This is a genomic window from Planctellipticum variicoloris (assembly GCF_030622045.1).
In the GTDB taxonomy this organism is placed as follows: domain Bacteria; phylum Planctomycetota; class Planctomycetia; order Planctomycetales; family Planctomycetaceae; genus Planctellipticum; species Planctellipticum variicoloris.
In genome coordinates this window covers 1,516,948-1,542,586 of record NZ_CP130886.1, presented here as the reverse complement: position 1 = coordinate 1,542,586, position 25,639 = coordinate 1,516,948, and the positions used below count along the sequence as shown (strand labels likewise).

At 64.3% G+C, this 25,639-nt stretch carries 20 protein-coding genes; 6 read left to right on the top strand and 14 right to left on the bottom strand.

What is annotated here, in order from left to right; translation table 11 throughout:
• Positions 1-25: 25 nt before the first annotated feature.
• Positions 26-1,408: a DUF1501 domain-containing protein gene (locus SH412_RS06050; protein ID WP_336522615.1), complete on the bottom strand. Its 1,383-nt coding sequence runs from the start codon at positions 1,406-1,408 to the stop codon at positions 26-28.
• Positions 1,409-1,436: 28 nt separating this feature from the next.
• On the bottom strand, positions 1,437-4,676 hold the full coding sequence (locus tag SH412_RS06045) for a DUF1553 domain-containing protein (protein WP_336522614.1): 3,240 nt from the start codon (positions 4,674-4,676) through the stop codon (positions 1,437-1,439).
• 373 nt (positions 4,677-5,049) lie between these two features.
• Between SH412_RS06045 and SH412_RS06040 the strand changes: the two genes are divergently transcribed.
• Positions 5,050-6,333 carry an outer membrane protein assembly factor BamB family protein gene (locus SH412_RS06040; protein ID WP_336522613.1) on the top strand — a complete coding sequence of 428 codons (1,284 nt, stop codon included), beginning with the start codon at positions 5,050-5,052 and terminating at the stop codon, positions 6,331-6,333.
• Positions 6,334-6,598: 265 nt separating this feature from the next.
• On the opposite strand, the gene SH412_RS06035 is transcribed toward SH412_RS06040, so the two are convergent.
• The gene (locus tag SH412_RS06035) at positions 6,599-7,660 is read right to left on the bottom strand and encodes a YheT family hydrolase (RefSeq protein WP_336522612.1); all 1,062 of its coding nucleotides are present in this window, start codon (positions 7,658-7,660) and stop codon (positions 6,599-6,601) included.
• A gap of 364 nt (positions 7,661-8,024) precedes the next feature.
• Here SH412_RS06035 and SH412_RS06030 point away from each other — a divergent pair, with 364 nt between their 5' ends.
• Both SH412_RS06030 and SH412_RS06025 read left to right on the top strand, forming a co-directional pair.
• On the top strand, positions 8,025-8,855 hold the full coding sequence (locus SH412_RS06030) for a heme-dependent oxidative N-demethylase subunit alpha family protein (RefSeq protein WP_336522611.1): 831 nt from the start codon (positions 8,025-8,027) through the stop codon (positions 8,853-8,855).
• A 269-nt stretch (positions 8,856-9,124) separates the two neighbouring features.
• Positions 9,125-11,098, top strand: coding sequence for a hypothetical protein (locus tag SH412_RS06025; protein WP_336522610.1), 1,974 nt, complete (start codon positions 9,125-9,127; stop codon positions 11,096-11,098).
• A gap of 15 nt (positions 11,099-11,113) precedes the next feature.
• Here SH412_RS06025 and folK read toward each other — a convergent pair whose 3' ends face one another.
• Both folK and SH412_RS06015 read right to left on the bottom strand, forming a co-directional pair.
• Positions 11,114-11,878 carry a 2-amino-4-hydroxy-6-hydroxymethyldihydropteridine diphosphokinase gene (gene folK, locus SH412_RS06020; RefSeq protein ID WP_336522609.1) on the bottom strand — a complete coding sequence of 255 codons (765 nt, stop codon included), beginning with the start codon at positions 11,876-11,878 and terminating at the stop codon, positions 11,114-11,116.
• A gap of 257 nt (positions 11,879-12,135) precedes the next feature.
• Positions 12,136-12,309 carry a Flp family type IVb pilin gene (locus SH412_RS06015; RefSeq protein WP_336522608.1) on the bottom strand — a complete coding sequence of 58 codons (174 nt, stop codon included), beginning with the start codon at positions 12,307-12,309 and terminating at the stop codon, positions 12,136-12,138.
• Positions 12,310-12,613: 304 nt separating this feature from the next.
• Here SH412_RS06015 and infA point away from each other — a divergent pair, with 304 nt between their 5' ends.
• The 3 genes from infA (at position 12,614) to SH412_RS06000 (ending at position 14,963) form a co-directional block, all read left to right on the top strand.
• On the top strand, positions 12,614-12,832 hold the full coding sequence (gene infA, locus SH412_RS06010; protein WP_336522607.1) for a translation initiation factor IF-1: 219 nt from the start codon (positions 12,614-12,616) through the stop codon (positions 12,830-12,832).
• A 56-nt stretch (positions 12,833-12,888) separates the two neighbouring features.
• Entirely contained in the window at positions 12,889-13,383 is a 495-nt protein-coding gene (gene rnhA, locus SH412_RS06005) for a ribonuclease HI (protein ID WP_336522606.1), read from the top strand.
• A gap of 146 nt (positions 13,384-13,529) precedes the next feature.
• Entirely contained in the window at positions 13,530-14,963 is a 1,434-nt protein-coding gene (locus tag SH412_RS06000) for an arylsulfatase (protein WP_336522605.1), read from the top strand.
• A 167-nt stretch (positions 14,964-15,130) separates the two neighbouring features.
• On the opposite strand, the gene SH412_RS05995 is transcribed toward SH412_RS06000, so the two are convergent.
• The 9 genes from SH412_RS05995 to SH412_RS05955 form a co-directional block, all read right to left on the bottom strand.
• Positions 15,131-16,354, bottom strand: a complete 1,224-nt coding sequence (locus SH412_RS05995; protein ID WP_336522604.1) for a glycosyltransferase — start codon at positions 16,352-16,354, stop codon at positions 15,131-15,133.
• Between the two features lie 97 nt (positions 16,355-16,451).
• A complete protein-coding gene (locus tag SH412_RS05990) occupies positions 16,452-17,210 on the bottom strand; it encodes a class I SAM-dependent methyltransferase (protein WP_336522603.1) in 759 nt (252 codons plus the stop codon).
• 32 nt (positions 17,211-17,242) lie between these two features.
• Positions 17,243-18,514, bottom strand: a complete 1,272-nt coding sequence (locus tag SH412_RS05985; protein WP_336522602.1) for an ABC transporter ATP-binding protein — start codon at positions 18,512-18,514, stop codon at positions 17,243-17,245.
• Positions 18,515-18,519: 5 nt separating this feature from the next.
• A complete protein-coding gene (locus tag SH412_RS05980; RefSeq protein ID WP_336522601.1) occupies positions 18,520-19,401 on the bottom strand; it encodes an ABC transporter permease in 882 nt (293 codons plus the stop codon).
• 29 nt (positions 19,402-19,430) lie between these two features.
• Positions 19,431-20,543, bottom strand: a complete 1,113-nt coding sequence (locus SH412_RS05975; RefSeq protein ID WP_336522600.1) for a pyridoxal phosphate-dependent aminotransferase — start codon at positions 20,541-20,543, stop codon at positions 19,431-19,433.
• Between the two features lie 62 nt (positions 20,544-20,605).
• On the bottom strand, positions 20,606-21,247 hold the full coding sequence (locus SH412_RS05970; RefSeq protein ID WP_336522599.1) for a Maf family protein: 642 nt from the start codon (positions 21,245-21,247) through the stop codon (positions 20,606-20,608).
• A gap of 177 nt (positions 21,248-21,424) precedes the next feature.
• Positions 21,425-22,819 (bottom strand): UDP-N-acetylglucosamine 1-carboxyvinyltransferase, encoded by a 1,395-nt coding sequence (gene murA, locus SH412_RS05965; protein WP_336522598.1) that lies wholly within the window; start codon positions 22,817-22,819, stop codon positions 21,425-21,427.
• Between the two features lie 62 nt (positions 22,820-22,881).
• The gene (locus tag SH412_RS05960) at positions 22,882-23,697 is read right to left on the bottom strand and encodes a coiled-coil domain-containing protein (RefSeq protein ID WP_336522597.1); all 816 of its coding nucleotides are present in this window, start codon (positions 23,695-23,697) and stop codon (positions 22,882-22,884) included.
• Between the two features lie 202 nt (positions 23,698-23,899).
• The gene (locus SH412_RS05955; protein ID WP_336522596.1) at positions 23,900-25,588 is read right to left on the bottom strand and encodes a sigma-70 family RNA polymerase sigma factor; all 1,689 of its coding nucleotides are present in this window, start codon (positions 25,586-25,588) and stop codon (positions 23,900-23,902) included.
• Positions 25,589-25,639 lie beyond the last annotated feature (51 nt).

The window sequence follows — 25,639 nt, the reverse complement described above, 5'->3', positions numbered from 1 at the left end:
ATTTCAAAGGTGTTGGACTGGCCGGTCAGGCGAGGATGTCGTGGATGACTTCGCCGTGGACGTCGGTCAGCCGGAAGTCGCGGCCGGCGTAGCGGTAAGTCAGCTTGGTGTGGTCGAGTCCCAGCAGGTGCAGCATGGTGGCGTGCAGATCGTGGACGTGGACCTTGTTTTCGACGGCGTAGTAGCCGTAGTCGTCGGTGTGCCCGTAGACCAGGCCGCTTTTGATTCCGCCGCCGGCCATCCACATGGTGTACCCCTGCGGGTTGTGGTCGCGGCCGTCGTCCCCCTGGGCGACGGGGGTGCGGCCGAATTCTCCGCCCCAGAGGACGAGCGTACTTTCGAGGAGGCCGCGGGCCTTGAGATCGTGCAGGAGAGCGGCGATGGGCTGATCGACTTCGCGGGCGTTGCGGGTATGGTCGGCCTTGAGATTGCCGTGCTGGTCCCATTTGTAGCTGTGGGTGCACTGGACGAAGCGGACGCCCTGCTCGATGAAGCGTCGGGCCATCAGGCACTGCTGGCCGAAGTTTTTTGTGGTGGGGTCGTCGAGGCCGTATTGCTTCTGCGTGGCTTCGCTCTCGTCGGACAGATCCTGGAGCTGGGGGGCCTCGGCCTGCAGCCGGAAGGCGAGTTCGAAGGAGTTGATGCGGGCTTCGAGGAGGTCGTCGGGGCCGCTGCGGGTGAGGCCGTCGCGGTTCATGGACTGGAGGAGGTCGAGCTCCATGCGCTGCAGGTCGCGCGGGGTTCTGTCGAAGTTTTCGATGAACGGAATTTTCGCCTTGTCGGAAGGGATGCTGGCGTTGCCGAGCGGCGTTCCCTGGTAGTCGGCGGGGAGGAAGGAGGAATTGTAGGCGTTGACGCCGCCGTGGGTGAGGGTGGGGCAAATGGTGATGAAGCCGGGGAAATCGCGGTTTTCGGTGCCGAGTCCGTAGGTGATCCACGAGCCCAGGCTGGGTCGGACGAAGGTGTCGCTGCCGGTGTGGAGCTCCAGCAGAGCGCCCCCGTGGCGGGAGTTGGAGCAGTGCATGGAGTTGATGAGGCACAGGTCGTCGACGCAGCCGGCGACGTGGGGGAAGATCTCGCTGACCCACGCACCCGATTCGCCGTATTGGCGGAATTTGAATGGCGACTTGAGCAGGTTTCCGGTCGGGGCGGAAACGACACGGGGCTTGTCGAAGGGGAGCGGTTTGCCGTGATCCCGTTCGAGGAGAGGTTTGTAGTCGAAGGTATCGACTTGCGACGGTCCGCCGTGCATGAACAGGAAGATGACCTGTTTGGCCTTGGGAGCGTACTGGGAGGCCCTTGCCGCGAGGGACTCCGCGGCGGCCTCTTCGGCCAGGAGGGAGGCGAGCGCCAGGCTGCCGAATCCGGCGCCGCAGCGGCGCAGCATGTCGCGGCGGGAGACTTTCATCAGTGATTCGCTGTTGGATTTCAAGGGACTATTCCACAAAGACGAATTCGTTGGCTCCGAGGACGGCGCGGCAGAGGCTCTGCCAGCCGCGGCGGCGAGCTTCGGGGGCCTGAGCGTCCGACGATTTCCGGGCGTAAGCGGTGACGAAGGCGATTGCGCGATCGGTCTCCCGGGCGTCGGGGTCGCGGGCGTATGCGGCGCGGTAGACGGCTCGGACGCGGCCGGCGTCGTCGAGCGTTGTTTCACTCAGAAGGCGGTCGGCGAGGCTCAGCGTCTGCTCGGCGACGAGCTGGCTGTTCATCATGAAGAGGGCCTGCGGGGCGACGGTGGTCGACTGGCGCTCGCCCGACAGCACGCTTGGATCGGCGAAGTCGAAGGCCTGGAAGACTTCGTAGAGGGCGCTGCGGACGACGGGCAGATAGAGCGAGCGCCGATTGGACTGGTAGATCGCCGGATTGACGTTGGCGGTGCTGGTGACGTAGGCGCGATTGGCGGTCGGGAGGAGGCTGCCGGTCATGGTCCCGTCCAACTGTCCGCTGACGGCCAGGGCCGCGTCGCGAATCGCTTCGGCTTCGAGACGGCGGCGGGCGAACTTCCATCGCAGCCGATTTTCGGGATCGACCAGCAGGGCCTGCTCGCTGATCTGCGTTCCCATCTGGTAGGTGGCAGACCGCAGGATCTCGCGGTGCAGTCGCTTGAGGGACCAGCCCTGTTCCACGAATTCGAGCGCGATGTGGTCGAGCAGCTCCGGATGGGACGGGAGTTCGCCGAGCATCCCGAAGTTGTCTGAGGAACGAACGAGCCCGAAGCCGAAGTGCCACTGCCAGACGCGATTGACGATCACGCGGGCCGTCAGCGGTTGCCGGTCGCTGGTCAGCCACTGCGCCAGTTCGAGACGTCCGCTGCCGGAGGGGCTGGGCGGGGGGCTCGATCCGTCGTCGAGAATTCGCAGATACCGCCTGGGGACGACCGGCCCCAGCGTCAGGTGGCTGCCGCGGTAGTGCACCGGCACGTTTTCGACCTGCTGGTCCGAGACGGCCATCACATCCGGAAACTGCGGGACCAGGGTCTGCAGGCTCTCCTTCTCGACACGCAACTGCTGGAGGTTTGACGCCACTGCGGGAGCGTAGTGCGTCTCGATCGTTGCGGGGGCTGCGAAGGCGCCCTTGGGGTCCTGCAGCAGTTTCCGCAGAGCCGCTTCGCTGGGGGGGAGGTCGGCGTCCGCCGGTCGGTCGAGAATCAGTTTCGCGCGGTCCTGGTAATCGAGCGCCAGCAACGGCAGCGTTTTGAGCGATTCCATCCGCGGCCGCGTGAGGAGTTCCCGCCAGGCTTTGAAGACGGCATCGGGATCCTTTTCCGGATGGGCGATCAGATCGCGGACAGTCTGCACCAGTTCCGGCCAGCATGCGACGGACGGCCCGTCAGTGGGAATCGCCAGGGCGGCGAGTTCCGCGGGGGCCGGGGCGATGAGCATCTTATCGATGTGCGGAAAGAACTGCGGCTGTTCCAGGCGGATCAGATTCCGACCTGCCAGCAGCTCGAAGAAGCCGACGACTTCCCACTTCTGGCTGTCGGGCTGCCAGCCCCCGGTCACGCCGCCGGCAAGATTCGTTTCGCGCACGGTCCCATTGATGGTCAGCGTGCAGGGGCGCGATCCTGCGGCAGCGTAGCGGACTTCAAGCTGATACCATCCGGCCCGCGCGACTTCGACGTCGTATTCAACGAAATTGGGGGTCTCGCCCCGATTGACGAGGACGCCGATGCCGACGCCGTAGCTGGTCGTATCGCGGAGGACGTTGCCGCGGGCGTAGTCTTCCGCTTCCAGGATCTGCAAGCCGGGCATCTCGGCGGCAGCCTGCTGGCCGAGAGATGCAGTCGACGTTTTCAGATCTTCGCGCCATTGCTGCGATGTTGCCGCCAGCAGGTACTCGCCCAGCTTGCGGCGTTCGTCCGACAGCAGTCGCTGGTTTTCCTGATCGACCTGCTGTTGAATTTCGGACTGTTTCGTATCGACGAGGCTCTGGCGTTGCTGTCGCTCGGCGAGCTGGGCCGGGGTGGCCAGCGGGCGTTCCTGCCATTTCGCGACGACGCCGAAGTTCTCCATCGTGCGGGTGCTCTTGAAGATCCCCGCCAGGCCGTAGTAGTCGGCCGTTGAAACCGGGTCGAACTTGTGGTCGTGGCACCGCGCGCAGCCGAGCGTCAGCCCGAGAAAGGCTTTGCCGACGGTATCGATCTGCTCGTCGATGATGTCCATCTGCATTTTGACCGGATCGTCCTCGGCGAGCATCTTGGCTCCGAGGACGAGGAAGCCAGTGGCGGCGAGCCCCTCGGTCACAGCCTCGGCGTCTTCGCCGTGCGGCAGCAGGTCGCCGGCAAGCTGCTCGGTGATGAAGTCATCGAACGGCAGATCTCGGTTGAAGCTCCGGACGACATAGTCGCGGTAACGGAATGCGTGGGCGTGGGCGAGGTTTTCGTCCAGGCCATTGGAGTCGGCATAGCGGGCGACATCGAGCCAGTGGCGGCCGTAGCGTTCGCCGTAGTGGGGCGAGGCGAGCAGCCGGTCGACCACTTTTTCAAAGGCGTCGGGGGAGTCATCGGCGAGAAATGCGTCGACGTCTTCCGGAGTCGGAGGGAGACCGATCAGATCGAAGGTGACGCGTCTCAGGAGCGTTCGCTTATCGGCCTGGGGCGCGGGTGATAGACCAGCCGCTTCCAGCTTGTGCAGAATGAAAGCGTCGAGCGAACTGCGGATCCAGTCCGGTTGCGTTACCGCGGGCGTGGGTGTCCGTCGGGCGGGCTGAAAGGCCCAGAAGTCCCGTTGCTCGGCGGTGATCCCCGGCTCTTTGGCGACCGCACCGCCCGTGGATCTGGCGACCGGCCCCGAATCGGGCCAATGTGCGCCCGCTTCGATCCACTGGGTGATGATGGCGATTTCGTCGCGCGACGGTTTTTCTTTGGGCGGCATCTTGAGCGTTTCGCCATGCTTCATGGCGCTGAGCATCAGGCTGGCGGCGGGCTTGCCGGGAACGATGGCCGGTCCGCGCGTGCCCCCTTTGAGGAGTGCGGAGAGGGAATCGACGCTGAATTCCGACTCGGCGTTGTCGGCGCTGTGGCACTCCTGGCACTTGGCGATCAGGAGCGGTCGGACTTTGCGTTCGAAAAACTCCAAGGCGGCCGAGTCCTCGCCTCGGACGGAGGGCGTGCCGACCAGCGCAACGACGATCAGTGCGAAGAGTCCGGAGAGAGTCTGAGGCAGCGAGTCCCTCATCGGGCGCGATTCCTTGAGCAGGGGCGGCCAGCGAACGACACATGCACTTCCGCTGATGGATTATGTTACCATCGGCGCGACGACCTGAAAACCCGAATCGAACATTGCAGGTCGGCACGACCGGTTCCCTGGCCGGTGCTGCGGGGCTTGAGCTGGCGACGAACGACGAAAAGTTCTTGCCACGAATGGCACGAATGAATGAGAAAAACTGGAACCAAGGAGGGGACTGAAGCAGCAGAGCGAGAAAGTGTGTCGACGGCGTCAGTTTCCTCAGTACACCTTCGTCTGCAGCAGGGCTCGTTCGTCGATGCGAGCGAGGTTAAGATGGCCCGCTTTCCCAGATTTCTACACCGTCTGATTTGAGAGACTCTCCATGATTCGATCGTCGATGTGGTTGCTGCTGGCTTGCGCCGTTCTGGGAATCGCGTCGCCTGGCAGCGCAGCGGATTTGAAAACGCCGGAGCCGGTCACGGTCGGTCCTCGGGACTGGCCCTGGTGGCGCGGGCCGCTGCGGAACGGAATTGCCTCTTCCGAGCAGACGCCGCCCCTGAAGTGGAGCGAGACGGAGAATGTGGTCTGGAAGACGCCGGTGCCGGGCCGCAGCCACGGGTCGCCGATCGTCGTTGGCGATCAGGTGGTACTGGCGGTCGCTGAACCGGATCGCGAGATCCAGTCGGTCGTCTGCCTGAACCGCAATTCGGGACAAGTCCTCTGGCAGACCGTCGTCCATGAGAAGGGCTTCGAGCAGACTGGAAAGCCGAATGCGAAGAGCTCGCTGGCCAGTTCGACTCTAGCCTGTGACGGTCAGCGGTTTTTCGTGAACTTCCTCAACGCCGGGGCGATTTACACGACCGCGCTGGATCGACAGGGAAAGAGGCTCTGGCAGACGAAGGTGAGCGATTACGTGCTGCACCAGGGTTTCGGCTCGTCGCCCGCCGTGTATGAATCGCTGGTCATCGTTTCCGCCGACAACAAGGGGACCGGCGCGATTGTCGGGCTTGAGCGGGCGACCGGCAAAGAGGTCTGGCGGCACGAACGCCCGAAGCTGCCGAATTACACATCGCCGATCATCCTGACGATCGGGGGACGGGACCAGGTGCTGTTGACCGGCTGCGATCTGGTGACCAGCCTCGATCCGCTGACCGGCAAGACGCTCTGGGAGGTGGAAGGTTCCACGACCGAATGCGTCACGTCGACGGTGACGGACGGCGCGCGGATCTTCACGAGCGGCGGATATCCGAAGAACCATCTTTCAGCAGTGCTGGCGGACGGTTCCGGAAAGCTGACGTGGGAAAACAATACTCGGGTCTATGTCCCGTCGATGCTGGTCCGCGACGGGCATCTCTATGCGATACTGGACGCCGGGGTGGCCATGTGCTGGAACAGCGCGACCGGCGAAGAGGTGTGGAAGGGGCGACTGGGGGGGACGTTCAGTTCGTCCCCGGTGCTGGTGGGAGAGCACATTCTGGCGACGAATGAGGCGGGGCGGACTTACGTCTTCAAGGCGACTCCCGCCGCGTTTGAACTGGTCGGCGAGAACCAGCTTGGCACCGAGGTGTTTGCGACGCCGACAGTGTGCGGCGGTCGGATTTATCACCGGGTTGCGGTCCAGCAGGGGGAGGAGCGGCAGGAGTTTGTGTATTGCCTGGGGAAGTAGTTGGGGGTCAGTTGTCCGTAGTCATTCGTCCGTTGCCGGAGGCTGCCGAAACGGGCACGGTCGCTTGTTGATCGTTCTGCAAACATCCCGACTGCTTGGCAGTTTCTTGACGCCAGATGTGGCGTGCAACCCGTGGGGCAAGTCGCGTTCCGCGCAATCGCCTATGACGGGCTTGCGGAGACTCGATCGCAACAAGGGACGAGGCGGACCGTCGCTGCCGGCAGTTCTCGAGCGATGCCCATCAGATTGCGGCGTGCTTCGCCCCCTACGCCGAGAGCTTCTCGGCGAATTGCAGGCGGCTGATGATTGAAGCGTCGGGGGCGAGGTTGGCCTGTTGGCCGGCCATGACGAATTCGACGACGCGCCAATCGAGCCAGTAGATGTCCGGGTCGAGACCTTTTCGGGCGATGTAGCCGACATGGCCGCCGCCGTTCGAAATCGTCAATCGGACCGTGTCGGGCCAGGAGCTCTGCTCGGCTTCGAAGGTTTCGACCGGCACCATCGGATCGTCGCGCGACGTCAGAATGGTTGTCGGGACCTGGATGCCGGGGATGAACTGGGCGGCGCTGCAGCGCTGGTAGTATTCGGCTCCGTTCTCGAAGCCGCCCATCGGGGCTGTGTACCAGTCATCAAACTCGTGCATGCGCCGCGGACGGGTTCGCGGGCAGGGGGTATGGGCATCCGGAAAGCGCTGGAGGTGCTCGGCCAGATGTTTGCCAAGCGAGCCGACGAAATGGCGGTCGTACCAGCGGTTGATCGGACCCGAGAGGGTGCTGACGCTGCGGGCCAGGTCAATCGGGGGATTGACGGCGATGGCGCGGGTGACCTGCGACGGGACCTGTTCCGGATTCTCGCCGAGATACTTCAGCAGGATATTTCCGCTCAGCGAGACTCCGAACAGGACCAGCGGCGTTTCGACGCCCGACGGGGCTTCGGCGTCGCACCAGCCGAGGACCGATCGGACCACCTCGGCAAGATCGTCGGAACGGCCGGCGTGGTAGGGGCGGCGGGCCAGGTTCGCGCCGGCGCCGCAGCCGCGCATGTCGAGCCGGAAGACGCGCACGCCGCGTTGATTCAGTTTTTCGACCAGTCGGACAAGGAGCGGGCTGAGTGAAGAACCGCCGAGACCGTGAGCGAGCAATGCGGCGCGGTCTCCGGGTCGCCAGCCGGTCGGACAGTCATCGTGGACGATGACGGCATCTCCATCGTGCATGACGACGGGACGGGCGACGGCCCGGTATTTCGGCAGCCGGGCCGGCCAGAGTGCACCGGCTAACGTCTGGGCGTGTCCGCCGCGGAGCCACCAGGGGGGTTCAAACGGGAGCACGTTGCGGTGCCATTGTGCGTCGCATTCGATTTTTGCAGCCCTTGTCTGACGGACGCGGATGACCGAGGTCCGCACGGAACCCGGCAGGCGATAAGTCGTTGCAATGATTTCAGTACGGGTAAGGTCGGCCTGTTCCGGTGCGATCATCGTGAAACCGGTGGAAGGCCGCAACCCCAGTTGCCGTTGAATACTGTGGAAGAATTGGAGCCGCCGCCTGGCGGCCGACCGGCGGGCGCTCCGCGATCGCGGAACGGAGCCACCGGCTGACGGAATGAGGCTGGATTCGGGCCGGTTCCGCGGTCAATGTGTGCCGCAGGTTCGCCGGCGGAGGCGTCGATTGTTGGTGAGTTGTGAGGGTCGCAAGATGACATCGGACGATCCCGATCTGTCGGCGTTACCGGATGAAGATTTTCGGTTCTCGCTGGGAATTCGGGAGGGTGACGCAGCGGAGTTCTTCGGCCCGTCGGCTGACCGGGAGGGATTGCTGGCGGAACGCCGGCGTTGGCTCCAGGAAAATCCCGCAAGGTATGCAGCAGCGGGGGCGAGCTCGGGACCGGGGCTGAACGAGGTCGAGTTGCTGGCGGGCGGATGGGGTTGCGTGTCGTCGCACGCCGCCGGAGACGAACTGGGGCGACTCACTGAGCTGGGGCAACAGCTCGAGCCGGATCTGGTGGTGCTGGCGCCGGATGAGGGCGGGCGGATGGCGGTTGTCGCGGGCTGCGTCTGTTTTCCCTCGTACTGGCGACTGACGGACAAGATCGGCCTTCCACTCGACGACGTGCACGGACCGGTTCCGGGGCTGAATGGCCACTTAGGAACGGCGATCCATCGCTATCTGGCGCGCATGAAACGGGGAAGCTGCTGGCTGCGGTCGAACTGGGGGCTGGCGGGAACGGCGGAGCGGAACGAACATCCCGACCGCCACTCGCGGCGGCTGGAGACTCCGATCGATCTGGAGCGGATCTGGGTCCGGCGGGAGGATCAGGCGATTCTGTCGCTGCCGGCGTCGGGAGGGGTGCTGTTTGGAATTCGGGTGGTTGTCCGGCCGCTGATGGAGCTGATGCAGTCGGCGGAGAAGCGGCGGCGGCTGAGCCGCGCGCTGCGAACGATGCCCGCGGAGATGCTGAAGTACAAGGGTTTGACGGGAGTTTGCGAGGAGCTGATCGGGTTCCTCAGCGGCGTCTCGTCTTCATGAACGGATCTTCGAGGTTTGCGGCGGGAAGCGGGTTGTCGACGGCATTCGGGCGGCGGTTCGGCAGGTTTCGCCGGTCGGGACGTGCAGGAGAGGAAACCGTCCAGTTTGAGTCCCGGCTGCCGTCTCAATCGGCTTGACCGGTCGTGGCGATTCTGGGAGAAGCCGATTCTCCCCTTTCTCGAAGATTTTCGTTTCACCGATTTCAATTCATGCCGCCGGCCCGGTCGTGGTCGGCGACCGGACTCGTTTCGGAACCAAGGATGGCACGCATGGACAGGTACCTCCTGGGCGGCCTGGTCTCGACCGCACTGCTGTGCGTCGGGGCCGGTTGTTCGCATCTCATGGAGACGCGGACGATCCAGAGGTTCGCCGACGGCGTCCAGACGGGAAATCTGGAGACGCTGAAGAGTCAGACTTCGCCGCAGTTTGCCGAGAAGGCGCTCCGTTCGACGGATGCATTGCAGGATCTGAAGATCCTGCGGCTGCCGGACGGCAAGGTGTCCGTGGTGGAAGTGAAAGAGATTTCTCCGTCGCGGAAGAAGGTGACGGTCGAAGTCGGCGAGATGAAGCAGGAGCTGTTTTACGAGATAACGAAGAACTCGAAAGGGACGTGGGTCGTCGACGACATTTACCTGCGTCAGAAGAAGCGAGGAATCGAAGCGTACAAGTCGGTGACCGAGCAGATGGATCTGCTGCTGACGGTGCGCGAGTTTCTGGATCACTGGCAGAGCGGGGATCGGACCGACATTTTCGCGAATACGACGCCCGAGTTTCGGGCCGCTCTGGAGAAGCTGCCGCCGAGTTACCTGGCGCGGGTGACGGGGGACGTGGTCGAACGGCGTTCGCCCGGCAGTCGGTTTCAGCCGAAGGCGGAGATGGACGAAACGAAAGCGGTCGTCCGTCTGGCGCGGGGGGCTGGGGAAGTTGCGCTGTCGCTGGAGCTGGTGGATGGGACCTGGCTGGTACATGACGTCGGGGTCGATTCCCGCGACGATGCGCAGCATATTCCGTCGCTGCGGAAGCTGGCGATTTCGGTTGGCACTTGCGTCGATTTTCTGGCGGCCTACGACAGCGCAGAGCACGACCGGCTTAAAGGACTGGTGGCCGAGGAGTTTTACGAGGGCGCCCTTTCGGTCGGCGACCTGAAGTCGGTCCAGTTGCCTCATCCGACGCTGTCGGACTTCGATCTGGACGTCAAAGTCCAGGATCTCCGGGCCGACTTCATTCTGAAGAACGACTTCCAGATCGTGCAGATCAACATGCACGAGACGGAGAAGGAGAATCTCAACGATCCGACGAAGTTCGAGGTGACCGACGTCACGATTTACGACATCGAGAGCAAACAGGAGCAGCGGCTGGCGGCGCTTTTCACGTCCCGCGCCATGCTGGAGCTGTTCGTGAAGGCGCTGGCGGATCGGGATCTCGCGCAGCTCCGCCATTGCACGACGCGCGATTTCCGTCAACGGATCTGGGCGCAGCTCAACGCGGCGACGATGACGGCGATGCCGTTGGAACTGTTCGATTCTCCCAAGCTGAAGGTGACGGAGACGACGTTCCAGGGATCGCTGACGAAGGTGGTTGCGGATTGCGGCGGTCAGCCGGTGACGTACATGCTCCGGGAGGAGTTCGGGCGATTCTATGTGGACGATATTTTGTGGCAGTCGCCGGGACGACCGGCGTCGGTCAAGACGACGATGGAGCTGCTGATTCCGGTCGCCAATTTTGCGGCGGGCGTAGCGATCGGTCGCGATGCGGCGGAGCAAGGGCCGGCGCTGGAGTTGCTGCGACGGAGCACGTCGGAGGATTTCAATCGGATGGTCTGGAGCCAGGCGCGGTTCCTGCCGGACTCGGGATTTTCCGCGGACACGTTCATGTCGTCGGCGGTCAAGTCGATGACGATCGGCGAGAAGCAGGCGGAGCTTCAGCTCGGGGATGCCCGATATGGCGCCCAGGTGCGTCTGGTTCGCGAATACGAACGCTGGCTGGTTGATGAGGTTGTGCTGATTGCGGGCCCGGAGGACGCGGATCGGCTGGCGGTGAAGCAGACGTTCCGGAACGAACTGGCACGCGGTGAAGCGAGGCCTCCGGAAGGCTGGGTGGAGGCGCCCCGGAAGCAGTCGAAAGCGACGATTCAGCAGGTCAGCGCCGTCGTCGATCCGGAAGAAGAGGAGTCGGCTGATCCGTTCGCCGAGATTCCTGAGGCCCCGGAACAGGCTGCTCCGCCGCGACTGCTGCCGGAGTGATTGCCCCCGGGGGCGTCAGATGGCGGGGGCCGCGGGCCAGTCGCCGATGCGTTCCGGTACGTCGAGTGCGGAAGTCAGCACATACCGGGCCTGCTCGATCGACTGTGCGCCCCAACTGCTGCCGTTGACCGAGAGCGGGGGGGGCTGAGATTCGACGCCGTCGGTTGTCGGCCCGAGCCAGATTCTGAGGCCGGCGTCGGGAACTTCGTACGCCGATTCGGCGACGCGCAAGTCTGCGGCGGGGAACGCCGGTTTGAGAGTTGCGACAATCGCGGTCCGGTCAACGGCGGATCCGCCGAAAATGGCGACTCGGAGCGGTCTGGGCAGCAGTCGTTGTCGCAGCTCTCCCCAGGGCTTCCAATGGAGGGGATGCCGGACGTCGGGGGCGAACTCGCAGACGGGATCGAGGACGAAGCGGCGATACCAGGCGGCGGGGTGAGGCACGGTGAGCTGGGGTTTCTGGACGATCGTGTCGCCAAACTGAATCAGATCGAGGTCGAGGGGGCGGGGTCCCCAGCGGAGATCGCGCGTCCGGCCGGCGGCGTCTTCTGCCTGCTGCAGTCGCTGGAGGAGCTCCAGCGGGGAAAGCGCGGTTTCCCAGGCGGTGGCGGCGTTGAAGAAGGCGCTTCCTGCGTCGTCGCCGACGGGAGCCGTCCGGTAGATCCCGCTGGAGCGGATGAGCTCCAGTTCGGGTTGCCGGGACAGCGAAAGGCAGGCGGCGCGGAAAGTCTGGGGGACGTTCCCCAGATTGCCGCCCAAGGCGATCCATGCCCGCGCCATTGCTTTTGACCGTACTGGTGGGAAACCGGGAGGCGTGTGAAGATTCCGAGGAACCGACGCGGGGAATCGCGGGATTCCTGGAATTCCATGCTAGCAAACAAACCGGCGTGGGAGATGCCGGCGGAGTGCGATGGACTGGGTGCGAGACGAAGTTGGTGTGAGCGGCCGGAATGGAGCGGGAACCGGAGACATCGAGAGGGGACGACTGAAAGTCGATATTCGAAGCGGGCTGGACAAGGGGGGGGCTGCAATTCCGCCTAGATTCCGGCGTCGTCGAGTTTGGTATCGATCAGAGACCATTTCGACCCCTGTCCGGTGCCGAACGTAGTGATGGCGCCGATGCAGGCCAGGAGGATCAGGGCGAGCATGACGGCATATTCGACCGCCGTCGCTGCGGAATCATCCTGGAGAAATTGACTGACGTGATTCATCGGGGGGGCCCTTCGACGAGTCTAGCTATGGAACGGTTGGCCCGAATTCCTGACTGCCGGGAATCTTCCTTGGTGAGCCTGCTCCGCATTTCCGGGCTGGGCAAATTCTTTCGACGACGCGGGAGCGGAATTCTCCGGCGGTTCTTCCGGGAGGTCGGGATATTCCAGTCGGGCCGGTTCTGCGGATCGCTCCGAACCCCTTTTCTGGAAGGAAGTTGCCGGTTGACGCTTGGATCACGCGCCCGATGGGGGCTATACTGGTCGCTTCGCTGGATTTCCGAGCCGTACGAGAGGACGTCAGGTTATGGCCAAAGAAGAGGCCATTGAAGTTGAAGGCAATGTGGTCGAAGCGCTCGCCAACACGCAGTTTCGTGTTGAGCTGACGAATGGACACACCGTGATGGCCCACGTCGCGGGGAAGATGCGCAAGCACTTTATCCGTATCGTGCCGGGCGATCGCGTCGTCGTCGAGGTCTCGCCGTACGATCTGAATCGCGGTCGCATCATCTACCGCGAGCGCTAGCCGTCGGCCGGTCCGACGTTGTGTTTTCCCGGCCTCATTCCAGTGAGCAGTGCGCCGTGACGTCTGCATCCTCGTCCGGTTCCGCTCTGCCGTTCGTACAGCTCTTTACGGACGGGGCCTGTCGCGGCAATCCGGGCCCCGGCGGCTGGGCGTGCATTCTGCGCCATCCCGCCTCGGGGAAGGAGAAGGAGCTGGCCGGCGGCCAGCTCCTGACCACCAACAACCAGATGGAAATGCTGGCGGTCATCCGCGGACTGGAATCACTGAAATCCCGTTCCGACGTCGAAGTCGTCACCGACAGTTCCTACGTCGCGCAGGGTTGCACCGAGTGGATGAAGGGCTGGAAAGCCAACGGCTGGCGCCGACGGGAAGGAAAGGCGTTCAAGCCGGTCAAGAATTGCGAGCTGTGGCAGCAGCTCGACGAACTGCTGACAAAGCACAAAGTTCGTTTTACGCACGTCCGCGGACACGCGGGTCATCCCGAGAACGAGCGTTGCGACGAGCTCGCAGTGGCGGCGGCGCTCGCGATCATGAATGGAGATGGGGAATAGGGATTCATTGCGGCCTGCTGATTGAGAAGCTGGCCCGCCAAGCTCCCATGGACGTCGATCCCCCATCGATTTGACCTGGCCCCCGCTCGCGGGCGACAATCCCTCCGGCCCCGTCTGAGTACGACATCCGCGGAGGGACGTGTCCGATGCCATCGATCGCCCGACGACTCATTGCGCCGACAATCGGCCTGCTCCTGCTGCATGCTGTTCCCGCGCTGGCCGCGGAGCAGACTCCAAAGCCGAATATCATCTTCATCCTTGCCGACGATCTCGGCTACGGCGATCTCGGCTGCTACGGCCAGACGCTGATTCAGACGCCGCGTCTCGACCGCATGGCCCGCGAGGGAATGCGATTCACCGACTTCTACGCGGGAGCAACGGTTTGCGCACCATCCCGCAGCGTCCTGATGACGGGTCAACACACCGGTCACACCCGCGTCCGCGGCAATGCGCCTCGCACAAACCGCGCGCCGCAGACTCTGCTGCCGGAGGATGTGACCGTCGCGGAACGGCTCCACGATCTGGGATACCGTACCAGCCTCGTCGGAAAATGGGGGCTGGGAGAGGTCGGCGACACCGGCCATCCCAACCGGCAGGGCTTTGACGAATTCTTTGGCTTCCTCGACCAGCAGCACGCCCACAACCACTTCCCGGATCATCTCTGGCGCGGCGAGACGCGCGTCCCGCTGCAGAATGTCATCGTTCCGATCGGAGACAGCGGGGCGGGCTATGCGACGACGCGCGTGGAGTACGCGGGCGATCTGTTCGCTGCGGAGGCGCTCAAGTTCGTCGAGGCCAACAGCCAGCGCCCGTTCTTCCTGTATCTGGCTCTGACCGTGCCGCATGCCAACAACGAGCGGACGCGGGAACTGAAGGACGGCCAGGAAGTCCCCGATTACGGCCCCTACGCCGACCGCGACTGGAGCAGTCCGCTCAAGGGCCAGGCGGCGATGATCACCCGGATGGATGCGGACGTCGGCCGGCTGCTGGATCGCGTGAAAGAACTGAGGATCGACGACAAAACGCTCGTGCTCTTCAGTTCCGACAACGGTCCCCATAAAGAGGGCGGCCAGGATCCTACGTTCTTCAATCCCAACGGCCCCGTTCGCGGCTACAAGCGCGACTTGACGGACGGCGGCGTCCGCGTGCCGCTGATCGCCCGCTGGCCCGGCCATGTGCCGGCCGGAAAAGAGTCGAAATTCGTCGGCTACTTCGGCGACCTCTTTCCGACGTTCGTCGAAATTGCCGGTGGAACGCCGCCGCAGAATCTCGATGGAATCAGCTTCGCCCCCGAATTGCTGGGGCGTTCTGCAGAGCAGAAGCAGCACGAGTATCTGTACTGGGAATTCTACGAAGGAGGTTCTTTGCAAGCGGTCCGCTTCGGCGACTGGAAAGTCATTCGCAAGCCATTCGGGACCGGCCCGGCGCAGGTTTACAACCTCGCCAGCGACCTCGGCGAAGAGCACGATCTGGCGAAAGACCAGCCTGAGATTGCCGCGCAGGGCGTGAAGTTCATGGACGAGGCGCACGTCACATCGCCGCTCTGGCCGGCCCCAAAGCCGAAGAATGCCGGTCGGTAGTCCACGCTCTCGGACAAGAAGAAGTTTTCGCCGCGAAGGAGCCGAGAAGAGAACGCGGGAGGTATGGGATTTCAGCAGTCCAACCGACCTGCCCCGTCGGAAAATGTGAGCGAGACAGAGCCCCGCAGCAGACGATGCTGCGGGGCTCATTTCATCTGGCTTGCAGGTCATTGCGCCGAATGGCTGGCGGCTGTTACCTGCAGCAGCAGCGTTTCCACAGCGGCCACACTTTCCTCGACAGAGTAGGCCTGTTCGACGCGGTGGCGAGCCGTCGGGACATACGACTGCCAGGCGTCGGGATGGGCGATGCAGTCGGCAATGGCGTCGGCCAGGGCGTGGCTGTCGCCTGGGGAGACCAGGCGGCCGCAACGGCCGTCGTCGAGGATCTCGCGCGGGCCGCTGGGGCAGTCGGTCGAGAGGACGGGAGTGCGGCAGGCCATTGCCTCCAGCAGCACGTTGGGCAGGCCTTCCGAGAGTGAAGCGAGCACCAGTAACCGACTGGCGCGGTAGAGCGGGAAGGGGTTCGATTGAAACCCTTCCCAGACGACGTGATCGGTCAATTCCAGGTCGGCGGCGAGCGTTTGAAGCTCCGGCACATCGGGCCCCTGGCCGACGACGTGCCATTGGATCTGACGGAGACCGCCCTGGTGGACGAGGTCCGCCAGCGCCTGCAGAACGAAGCGGTGTCCCTTGTTCTCGTCGATGCGGCCGACGGTGACGAAGTGCCAGCGGTCGGCGGGCCAGTCGGGGGTGAATTCGGCCGCACGGCGCTCGACTTCTAGGAGGTCGATGCCGTTGGGAATCACGGCGATCTGGTCGGGAGTCAGGTCCAGAATCTCGACCAGTCTCTGGCGGAGTCCGGCGGAGTTGGCGGTGACGCGGCTGGCGGTGGCGAAGGCGCGTCGGGCCAGCTTGCGCCAGAGGCTGGGCCACTGGCGGCCGTAGAGGGCCAGCTCGGTTGCGGGGTCGGCGACGCAGGCGGAGATGCGGGGAGTCGGTCGGAGTCGACAGGCGGCGGCCGTGTCGAGCGTCATCAGAAACGTGCGGTCATAGATGACATCGATCCGCTCGGCGTGCAGCAGGCGCGCCATCTGCCGGGCGCGAACGACGCGACCGAGCCGGAACCGCTGCGCGAGCCGTCCGACAATGGAGCGGACGAATGCATCCCAGGGGGCATAGATCGGGACGTCTGCGGGCACGAGATTCAGCAGTTCGCCCTTGCGGTAGCAGAGCCACAGCAGGGGTTGGAACTTCGTCCGGTCGAGCCGCTGGAGCAGGGTGAGAAGCTGGCGTTCGGCGCCGCCGCCCCCCATTGTGCCGATGGCGAAGAGGACGCGGAGTGGGCGGGGCGGACACTGCCCGTTCGCCTGGAGACCGAGATCAAGATCCAATGAGGTCGACTTCAATCAAGCCTCTCATAGCGGAAGTTAACGACGATTGGCGCGTGACGCGCGTTCCTCAAGAACCATGATTTGACGACGCGAGCTCTCAGGGTTTTCGCCCGACGTAGACCAGCCCCGTTTCCGGCAGCAATGGAATCACGGAGGAGATCAGTTTTCTCCACAGGCGTTTGATCAGCGGGACCGGTTGCGTTTGAATGTTTCCCCAGGCGATCGGCCGTGACAGGAGCGTCTGGAACCCGGCCCGCTCCATCGTGTCCTGCAGCAGCGTGTCGGTCCAGACGCGTCGATGCTGCCACCGATGAAACACGCAGCCGCACTCAGGACAGCAGACCTTGGCGGCATCGTAGTCTTCCCGATTGGGTGTCGTAATCACCACGTGCCCCCCCTGTTCGAGCAGTCGAAGGACTTCGTCGAGCGTAGTCGCCAGTTCGGCGTCGTCGAGATGCTCGACGACCTCGGTCATGACGATGAGGTCAAAGTCCGCAGCATGGAATGGGGTCGGGAATGTGGTGATGTGCTGCAGATCCGGGCGGGGAACTGCGTTCTGCAGTCGCTGCGAAGCCGACGCGACGCTTGCGGGTGAAAAATCGACGCCGACCAGCCGACAGTTGGAACTGACGAAGGGGAGGCAGGCCGCGAGAAGATCACCGACGCCGCAGCTCAGATCGAGAAATGCCCGGACGCGCCGGAAACCGATCGTATCGTCGATGAATCTGGCCACGGCCGGTCCCGCCTGAGCACCGAAGTACATGGACGTGACCGAGCGGTTGGTCGCGTAAAAATCCCAGAGACGGGTGACCTTTTCGGAGGTCCACTCGATTTCGTGTCGTTGAAATTCGGTCATGCAGGATTACCAGATCGAGGGGGCCGGAAGGTTCACGATGATGCCGCAGTCGGCGGATGGTCGGCGGTCCGCACGACAGACCATTCCAGATCGGGGCGGACAGCGCCGGGCCATTCGCCGGTCGTGGGCAGTTTGCGCTCGATATCGTGAACGTCGAAGGTCAGCACGCCGTCCACGTCGACCTGTGGAGACAGGTCGACAGCGAGCATGATCCGCAACTGGTGCGTGCCGTTATTGAGCAGGTGGCCTGGAATCCGGACGTTGGCCGCAAGTCGTCCCGGGGGGAGGTTTTCGGGTACTGAGCCTGTATTAAAAATACAAATGCCCTGCAAATTGGACAGATAGAGGGCGACATTCGAGTGTCCCCCGGCCTTGAGCTTGTCGTACTCGATCTGAATATCAAAGGTGGTTCCGACGTCCAGCGGCCGGTCGATCGTCCCGCCCTGAGGAATCAACCGGATCGCCCTCAGCCGGACCAGGTGATTGCCGGGGGCGGCGTCTGCGGTCCAGGTCCGTTCGGACTGGCGGACTTCGCCGGCGGAGAGGAAGCGGCGAATGACTTCGCCGGGGGGGCCGTTGTCGACCAGCCGCCCCTGTTCCAGCAGGATCGCGCGGGTGCAGAGGCCGCTGACGGCGGTCATGTTGTGACTGACGAAGAGGACAGTCCGCCCGGATCGGGAAACATCTTCCATTTTGCCGAGGCACTTGCGTTGAAAGGCGTAGTCGCCGACGGCGAGGACTTCGTCGACGAGCAGGATTTCGGGATCGAGATGCGCGGCGACGGCGAAGGCGAGTCGGACGTACATGCCGCTCGAATAGCGCTTCACGGGGGTGTCGAGAAAGGCCGCGATTTCCGCGAAGGCGACGATTTCGTCGAGTCGGCTGCGAATCTGGGCGCGGGTCATTCCCAGGATGGCGCCGTTGAGGAAGATGTTTTCGCGGCCGGTCAACTCGGGATGAAAGCCGGTGCCGACTTCGAGCAGGCTGCCGACGCGCCCGCGCATGCCGACGCGGCCCGAAGTGGGTCGGGTGATGCGGGAGAGGATCTTGAGCAGCGTGCTTTTGCCGGCGCCGTTGCGGCCGATGACTCCGACGACTTCGCCCGGGCGGACGTCGAACGAGACGTCCGAGAGGGCCCAGAATTCGGGGGAATCGGCGGTTGGCGAGCGATCGCGAGTCCAGGACCAGCGGACGGCCCCCAGGGCGGCGTCCCAGAGTCGTTCGGAGAATCGCAGGTACGAGGAGGCCGTCCCGCGACGGAAGCGTTTGGAAACCTGGTCAACGCTGAGCACCGGTGGCTGCATGGGGTTCAGATCCGGTCCGCAATCCAGCGTTCGACGCGTCGGAGGTAGGCCAGTCCGGCGATCAGCACCGCCAGCGTGACGAGTGCCGTAACGGGCAGGAGCTTCCAGTCCGGGCCGGATACGCCGGGGTGGACGACGATCGACCAGCGGCAACCTTCGATGGCGGCGGCGAGGGGGTTGAGCCCCCAGAGCCAGCGCCAGCGTTCCGGGACGAGGGCGTCGGTCTGATAGACGACCGGCGCGGCAAAGAACCCGAGCTGCAGCAGAAAGGGGATCACGTAGCCGATGTCGCGATAGAGGGCGTTGAGGGCGGCGGCCCACAGGCTGCCGGCCAGAGCCGCGAGAATTGCGAGGCTGAGGAATGCGGGCAGGAGCAGCAGGCGAGCGGAGGGCGAGACGTTGAAGGCGATCATGAGCGGAATCAGGACGAGCAGGGCGATCAGAAAATCGACCAGAGCGCAGACCACCGTGGCGGCTGGCAGCAGCAGGCGCGGGAAGTAGACTTTGGTCACCAGATCGCGATTGCCGACCAGCGAGGCGCTCCCTTCACGGACGGAGTAGGCGAACAGTTGCCAGACCAGCATGCCGATGTAGGCGAGGAGTCCGTACGGCGCGCCTTCGGCGGCGGGGCGGCGGCCGAGCCAGCCGAAGAGGACGACGAAGACGAGCATGGTCGCCACCGGCTGCAGGATGGCCCAGGCGATGCCGACGACCGCCTGGCGGTAGCGGACCTTGAGGTCGCGGACGGCGAAGACCAGCAGCAGCTCGCGGTAGTTCCACAGCTCGCGGAAGTCGACGATGCGCCAGCCGGGATCGGGACCGAACCACGCCATCCCGGCGAGCGGTGGTGGGGACTCCGACGCTGCCGCTGTTGCGCTGCCAGTCATGCTGTTTCGAGAGACCCTCTGAAGGGAGATCAGCCGCGCCTGACAAGGCGCTTGAGGACTTCAACGCCTTTGGCGAGTGTATCGTCTTCCGCGGCGAACGACACGCGGAAGTGGGTGTCGTGCTGGCTGAAGACGTTGCCGGGGATGATCAGCAGTTCGTTGCGGATCGCCTCGGCGACGAATTCGCTGCCCGTTCCCCACGGGGCTTTGATGAACAGATAGAACGCTCCGCTGGCGCCCTGGATGTCGTAGAGTCCGCCGAGTTCGCGGAGCATCATGTCGCGCTTGCGGTGGTACTCGGCGACGCGGTCGGAGATATCGGTTTTCAATGCGGCGAGGCCGGCCCACTGGACGGGTTGCGGGGCGCAGACGAACGTGAACTGCTGCAGCTTGATCATCTGCTGAATGATATGAGCGGGTCCGTGGGCCCAGCCGAGACGGAGGCCGGTCATGGAGTGCGATTTGCTGAACCCGTCGATCACGATGGTCTGATCGTTCCAGCGGGCGGGGCTGACGAAGGGGCGGTCGTAGCAGAAGACGCGGTAGATCTCGTCGCTGATCAGGGCGACGTCCTGTTCCTTCGCCAGCAGGGCGAGCCCCTTCAACTCCTCTTCCGTGGCGACGTAGCCGGTGGGGTTGCAGGGGCTGTTGCAGAGAATGACTTTCGTCCGCGGCGTGATCGCCTCGCGGACTTTGTTGAGGTCGATGCGGAAGTCCGGGTAGGTGTCGATCAGCTTGACCGTGCCGCCCGCGAGGGTTGTCAGGTGTTTGTACATCACGAACCAGGGGTCGAAGCAGATCACTTCGTCGCCGGGGTTCACGAGGGTCGACAGCGCCAGCATCAGCCCGCCGCTGGTTCCACTGGTGACGAAAATCTGCCGGTCGGAATGGTCGTATTCCTGGGCGACCTGAGCCTGGAGCGCCTCCAGCAGGGGCTTGATTCCCTGGGTCTGGCTGTAGACGTTCCTGCCGGCCTGGACGGCGTCGCAGAGGGCCTGTTTGACCTCCGCAGGAGTGTCAAAGTGCGGCTGGCCGATGCTCAGATTGATCGGGCTCTGCATATTGGCCGCAAGGTCGAACACTTTGCGGATGCCGGACGCATCGATCTTATGCATCCGGTCAGCAATCCAACGGTCGCTCATGGTCTCAGGTCTCGACGGAAATCAGGCAGTTGCGGCAATCTTAGCTGCGCCCGCGGCGGCAGTCACCCGATAGAGACCAGCTTCAGGCATTCGGCGAGGACTTCGAGCGGCAAACCGACGACGTTTGAGAGGCTCCCTTCGACGCGGGAGACGAAGACGCTGCCGGCTCCCTGGATCGCGTAGCCCCCCGCTTTCCCCCGGGACTCTGCGGTCTGCAGATACCAGTCGAGCCAGCGATCGACGTCCGAGCGAAATTCCACGCGTGTTTCCACGACGCGGCGGATCGGAAGGTTATGGCCGATTCGAAGGTCGAGCGCTGTCGCGGCGATGTGCCAGCGACCGGCGTAATACCGGCGGAACCAGTCCCGGACTGTGGTCTGCCATTCGTCCGTCTCGGGCGGCTGTTCCAGAACGTGCGGCCGCTGGGTTTCGGGATCGGTCGCGATGATCGTGGTGTCCGCCGCGACTACGATACATTTGTCGAAACGCTCGCCCAGTTGCCTGACGACCTGGTCGGCCTTGGTCGATGCGATTTCCTGAAGTCGCGATCGAATGGCGTCGAGGTCGCTCAGCTCGGCGAAACCGGCCTCCCGCGAAGTCGGCGGCGGGAGGACTTCGATCGATTCGGGGGGGACGAGCAGGCTCAGCAACTCCCGGCGGCGGGGAGACCGCGAGGCGAGGATGTAGCGGTGAGAAGGAGCCATCGCAGGACTTTCCGGAAGTGATCTCAAAACAGTGCGGGGTGGCTGGGGCTGGACCGAAGGGAAGCCCCGGTCCGGAGGTTGATTCGCGAGAACAACCGGGGCATCACGAAAACGCTCCTGCCCCGGCCACCCATGCCGTGCCAGTTACGAAAATCACCTCGAATACCGTCGCGAATTCTACTCCGCGTGACGGACGCCGGGGGATCGAGACAGGAATTTGGGGGGAGGGGGGCCATCGCTGCAGTCCGCAGTCGGCGGCGGGAGTTCGTCAGCGCTGAGCTGCAGGCTGGCGGGCATGTTCTCCGGGCGATCCTCGACCCGGCGGATCTCGGCCCCGATCGCGTTCAACTTCCGTTCGAGCCGATCGTAGCCGCGGTCGAGGTGATAAATTCGACGGACGACGGTTTCGCCTTCGGCGGCCAAGGCGGCGAGAACCAGCGCGGCGCTGGCCCGCAGGTCGGAAGCCATCACCGAGGTCCCGCTGAGTTGCGGCACGCCCTGCAGGATCGCGCTGGCCCCTTCCCGGCGGATGCTCGCCCCCAGCCGCATCAGCTCCGGGATGTGGAGGAAGCGATCCGGAAAGACCTTGTCGGTGACGATGCTGATCCCCTGGGCGACTGCCAGCAGGGCCGTGAACTGGGCCTGGACGTCGGTGGGAATGCCGGGGTATGGGAGCGCCGTGATATCGGCCGGCCGCAACGGCCCGGGCCGGGAAATTCGCAGGCAGTCCGGAGCGAACTCCAGCTCGGCGCCCGTGGCAGTCAGCACGTCGAGGACCCCGGCGAGATGTTCGCGACAGACGTTGGTGAGCCGTAGCGAGCCGCCAGTGATGGCGGCGGCCATGAGGAGCGTGGCGGCCTCGATGCGATCGGGGATGACGGTGTGTTCGCCGCCGTGAAGACGTTCGACCCCTTCGATGGTGAGCACCGGAGTTCCGAGCCCCTGGATGCGGGCTCCGAGGCCGTTGAGGAAGTTGCCGACGTCGATGACTTCGGGCTCGCAGGCGGCGGCGGAAATGGTCGTCACCCCCTCGGCGAAGACCGCGGCGGACATGACGTTGCAGGTGCCGGTGACGGTGCTGCCGAACGGACCTCCCAGGTAAATCTGAGCGCCGCGGAGCCGCTCGGCGCGGGCGAAGACATAGCCCCGTTCGATGGAAATCTCGGCCCCGAGGGCGCGGAGCCCCTTCAGATGCAGGTCGATGGGGCGGTGACCGATATTGCAGCCCCCCGGCAGCGAGACGCAGGCTCGCTTGCGTCGCCCGAGCAGCGGGCCCAGCACGCAGACGCTGGCACGCATGCGGCGGACCAGTTCGTAGTCGGCGAGGCAGGGATCGTGGCTGAGGGTCTCCAGCTCGATTCGTCCGGAACCGTCCTGAATGACGGACATTCCCAGGGATTCAAGGACGCGGGCCAGCGTAGTCACATCCACGAGATCGGGGACGTTATGGAGGACGACGGGGCCGTCCGCGGCGAGGGCAGCCGCCATGATCGGCAGGGCCGCGTTTTTCGCCCCGCTGACGGCGAGCGTTCCCCGCAGGGGCATTCCCCCGCGAATCACGAGCATGTCCATCCCTGGACCTCCACGATGCGGTTGGTGTGCTCTCGCCGGAACTCCGTCCGGCCCCGTCGGCGTTACCGTTTGCCTTTCCGATTGTTCGGATCGCGCGCGTCGGCTGCCGACTTCTTCGCGAGGGTCTGTTCCGCCCGGTCGACGGCCCGAGCGGCCTCCTGAAGATCCCGCTGGTGCTTCTCAACGGTCTGGCGGGCCTGGGCGACGTCGCGTCTGGCGGATTCGAAGGTCCGCTCCGCAGCCTGCCAGGCTGGCGAGCGGGCCGTTTCCCGCTGGACATTGGCGAGTTGTTTCCGCACGACCTCCTCGGCCTCGTCGACTGCTCTCTGGTGGATCTGCGTTCGACTGTCGCGGGCCAGCGATTCGCGTTCGAGGCGATTGAGGGCGGCGGTCAGACGCGCCAGTTCCGCTCGATCAGCCGCGACGCCGGACGGTCGCAGGGATTCCAGCCGCGTCCGCTCGCGATCCAAAGCCGCCTGAGCGTCGAGGATTGCGGCCGTTCGCCGCGCCTCCTGAAGGACCGGCCGGGAGGCGGCGTCGAGCTGCGCCTGTGCCGCTTTGAGAGCGCTTCGAGAAGTTGTCAGGCCCAGGCGGTCAGCGTTGTCGTTCTCCAGCCGCTCGCCGGTTTTCTGCAGTTCCGCGGCGGCGCGGCGTTGCTGCTGCTCGGCCTGATTCAGGGCCTGCTCGGCGTCGCGGACAGCCTTCGCGGCGGCGCGCTGCCGGTCTTGAGCGGCATGGACTTCCTTGCGGGCTTCCTTGACTGCGGCATTCTCGCGTTGCTCGTCATTTTTCTGGGCTTTCGACGGTGCGCCAAGGGCCGGCGCGGCCAGAAAGGCCAGTGCGATTGCGATGCACCAAGTCTGTCGCTGATTGTTCATCCTGCGTTCCCGCCAGGGGAATCCGATTGGCCGTCGTCCGGATCGACCGGTTGAGCCTGCCTCGAAGTATCGCTCCGGCGGTCGCACCCGGTCAACACGGGCTTGACCGTCGACCTCCCGTCGTCGCCTCGCTCACAGAAACACCGAGCCCGCATCCTCGTCAGACGCGGGCTCGGGAAATCGACAACCTCCCGGGCAGCGTTCAACCCGCGGCGGCCAACTCCAGCGAATCGCTTTCCTCTTCCGCTCCGAGCGGAAGGGGGAGATCTTCGTCGGCATTCGTCTGCACGAAGCCCCGAAGGTGGTCGGCCCGCGTGTGGTGCTGGAGCTTCTTGAGCGCCTTGGACTCGATCTGCCGGATCCGTTCGCGAGTCACGTTGAAGATCCGCCCGGTTTCTTCCAGCGTGTAGCTGTAGCCGTCGCCCAGGCCGTAACGGAGCCGGATGATTTCCCGTTCGCGATAGGTCAGGCTGCGGAGGACATGCTCGATCTTGCCCCGCAGCATTTCGTGCATGGCGGACTCGGCGGGGCTCTTGTCCCGCGTGTCTTCGAGGAAGTCGCCGAAGCTGCTGTCCTCGCTCTCGCCGACGGGCGTGTCCAGGCTGACCGGATGTCGCCAGGTTTTCATGATCCGTTCGGTGTCTTCGATCGACATCCCGACGGCTTCGGCGAGTTCCTCCATGCTCGGCTCGCGGCCGGTCGCCTGGCGGATGGCTTCGCTCTTGGCCTTGAGCTGCGAGATGCTCTGGAACATGTGGACCGGAATGCGGATCGTGCGGGCGTGATCGGCCACGGCCCGAGTGATCGCCTGGCGGATCCACCAGGTGGCGTAGGTCGAGAACTTGTAGCCACGGCGGAATTCGTACTTTTCGACGCCGCGCATCAGGCCGGCGTTGCCTTCCTGGATCAGGTCCAGGAAGCTGAGACCGCGGTTGCGGTACTTCTTGGCGATGGAGACGACGAGGCGGAGGTTGCCGCCGGAAAGCTGCTGCTTGGCGCGGGTCCAGGCGTCGAACTTGGACCGCATCTGGGCGACGCGCTGGCAGAACTCTTCCGGGGTCTCGCAGACCATGTCGGAGAGTTCTTCCAGTTCCCGCTCCAGGGCGTCCCGGTCGCGGTAGGCGGCCAGGGCGCTGCGGTGGTCCGGATGGGCGAGGAACTGGCGGAGGTCGGTGATTCGGCGGGCGATCTGATCCATCCGCTTCAGGACCGGCTGCAGGCGCTGCGTTCGCACGCTGAGCTCTTCGACGAGCATGGCCAGCTTGCGACGGCGGACCTTCATGCGGGCCTTGATGACGGCGACTTCGTCGGCGGAGCGTGCGGAATTCCGCGTTTCTTCGAAGTCCTTGCGGTTGTCGGCCAGCAGGCGTTCGATCGTCGGCAGGTTCAGCGGCATCCGGCCGAGGATCTGTTCCTTGCGGACGTTCTCGGTTTCGCTGGTCCGCAGCGTCCGCTCGAACGGCAGTTCGCCGTTGCGGACTTTGTGAATCGTTTCGACGGCAATATTCAGTGCAAAATCGGATTCCAGCATGATCCGCCGGAACCACTTGCGGGTGACTTCGATCTGCTTGGCGAGATAAATTTCCTTCTCGCGGGAGAGGAGGGGGATGTTCCCCATCTGGCTGAGATACATGCGGATCGGATCGCGGGAGGAGGCCGAAGCCAGCGGCTCCAGCATCATCGCGGTCATCGGTTCGGCCGGCTCGTCATCGTGCCGGGCGTCGTCGATGATGTCGAAGCCGTAGTCCTGCATGGCGAGGATCAGATCCTCGACCATTGCAGGGTCGCCTCCTTCGTCCGGCAGATAGGCGCAGACGTCGGTATAGGTTGCGTGGCCGCGTTCTTTCGCGGCGTTGATCAACGGTTCGAGCTCGTCCTGATAGCGATACATAATCCTCGGATCCTCCTGTCCTGAGCAGCTCATCCATGAGCCTGCCGGCGG

Coding starts and splice junctions, on each gene's coding strand:
- SH412_RS06000 (WP_336522605.1), top strand. CDS start 13,530: ATGCCATCGATCGCCCGACGACTCATTGCGCCGACAATCGGCCTGCTC.
- SH412_RS06015 (WP_336522608.1), bottom strand. CDS start 12,309: ATGAATCACGTCAGTCAATTTCTCCAGGATGATTCCGCAGCGACGGCG.
- SH412_RS06030 (WP_336522611.1), top strand. CDS start 8,025: ATGACATCGGACGATCCCGATCTGTCGGCGTTACCGGATGAAGATTTT.
- SH412_RS06040 (WP_336522613.1), top strand. CDS start 5,050: ATGATTCGATCGTCGATGTGGTTGCTGCTGGCTTGCGCCGTTCTGGGA.
- SH412_RS05960 (WP_336522597.1), bottom strand. CDS start 23,697: ATGAACAATCAGCGACAGACTTGGTGCATCGCAATCGCACTGGCCTTT.
- SH412_RS05990 (WP_336522603.1), bottom strand. CDS start 17,210: ATGACCGAATTTCAACGACACGAAATCGAGTGGACCTCCGAAAAGGTC.
- SH412_RS05985 (WP_336522602.1), bottom strand. CDS start 18,514: ATGCAGCCACCGGTGCTCAGCGTTGACCAGGTTTCCAAACGCTTCCGT.
- SH412_RS06050 (WP_336522615.1), bottom strand. CDS start 1,408: ATGAAAGTCTCCCGCCGCGACATGCTGCGCCGCTGCGGCGCCGGATTC.
- SH412_RS06025 (WP_336522610.1), top strand. CDS start 9,125: ATGGACAGGTACCTCCTGGGCGGCCTGGTCTCGACCGCACTGCTGTGC.
- murA (WP_336522598.1), bottom strand. CDS start 22,819: ATGGACATGCTCGTGATTCGCGGGGGAATGCCCCTGCGGGGAACGCTC.
- SH412_RS06045 (WP_336522614.1), bottom strand. CDS start 4,676: ATGAGGGACTCGCTGCCTCAGACTCTCTCCGGACTCTTCGCACTGATC.
- infA (WP_336522607.1), top strand. CDS start 12,614: ATGGCCAAAGAAGAGGCCATTGAAGTTGAAGGCAATGTGGTCGAAGCG.
- SH412_RS05980 (WP_336522601.1), bottom strand. CDS start 19,401: ATGACTGGCAGCGCAACAGCGGCAGCGTCGGAGTCCCCACCACCGCTC.
- SH412_RS05955 (WP_336522596.1), bottom strand. CDS start 25,588: ATGTATCGCTATCAGGACGAGCTCGAACCGTTGATCAACGCCGCGAAA.
- SH412_RS05975 (WP_336522600.1), bottom strand. CDS start 20,543: ATGAGCGACCGTTGGATTGCTGACCGGATGCATAAGATCGATGCGTCC.
- SH412_RS05970 (WP_336522599.1), bottom strand. CDS start 21,247: ATGGCTCCTTCTCACCGCTACATCCTCGCCTCGCGGTCTCCCCGCCGC.
- folK (WP_336522609.1), bottom strand. CDS start 11,878: ATGGCGCGGGCATGGATCGCCTTGGGCGGCAATCTGGGGAACGTCCCC.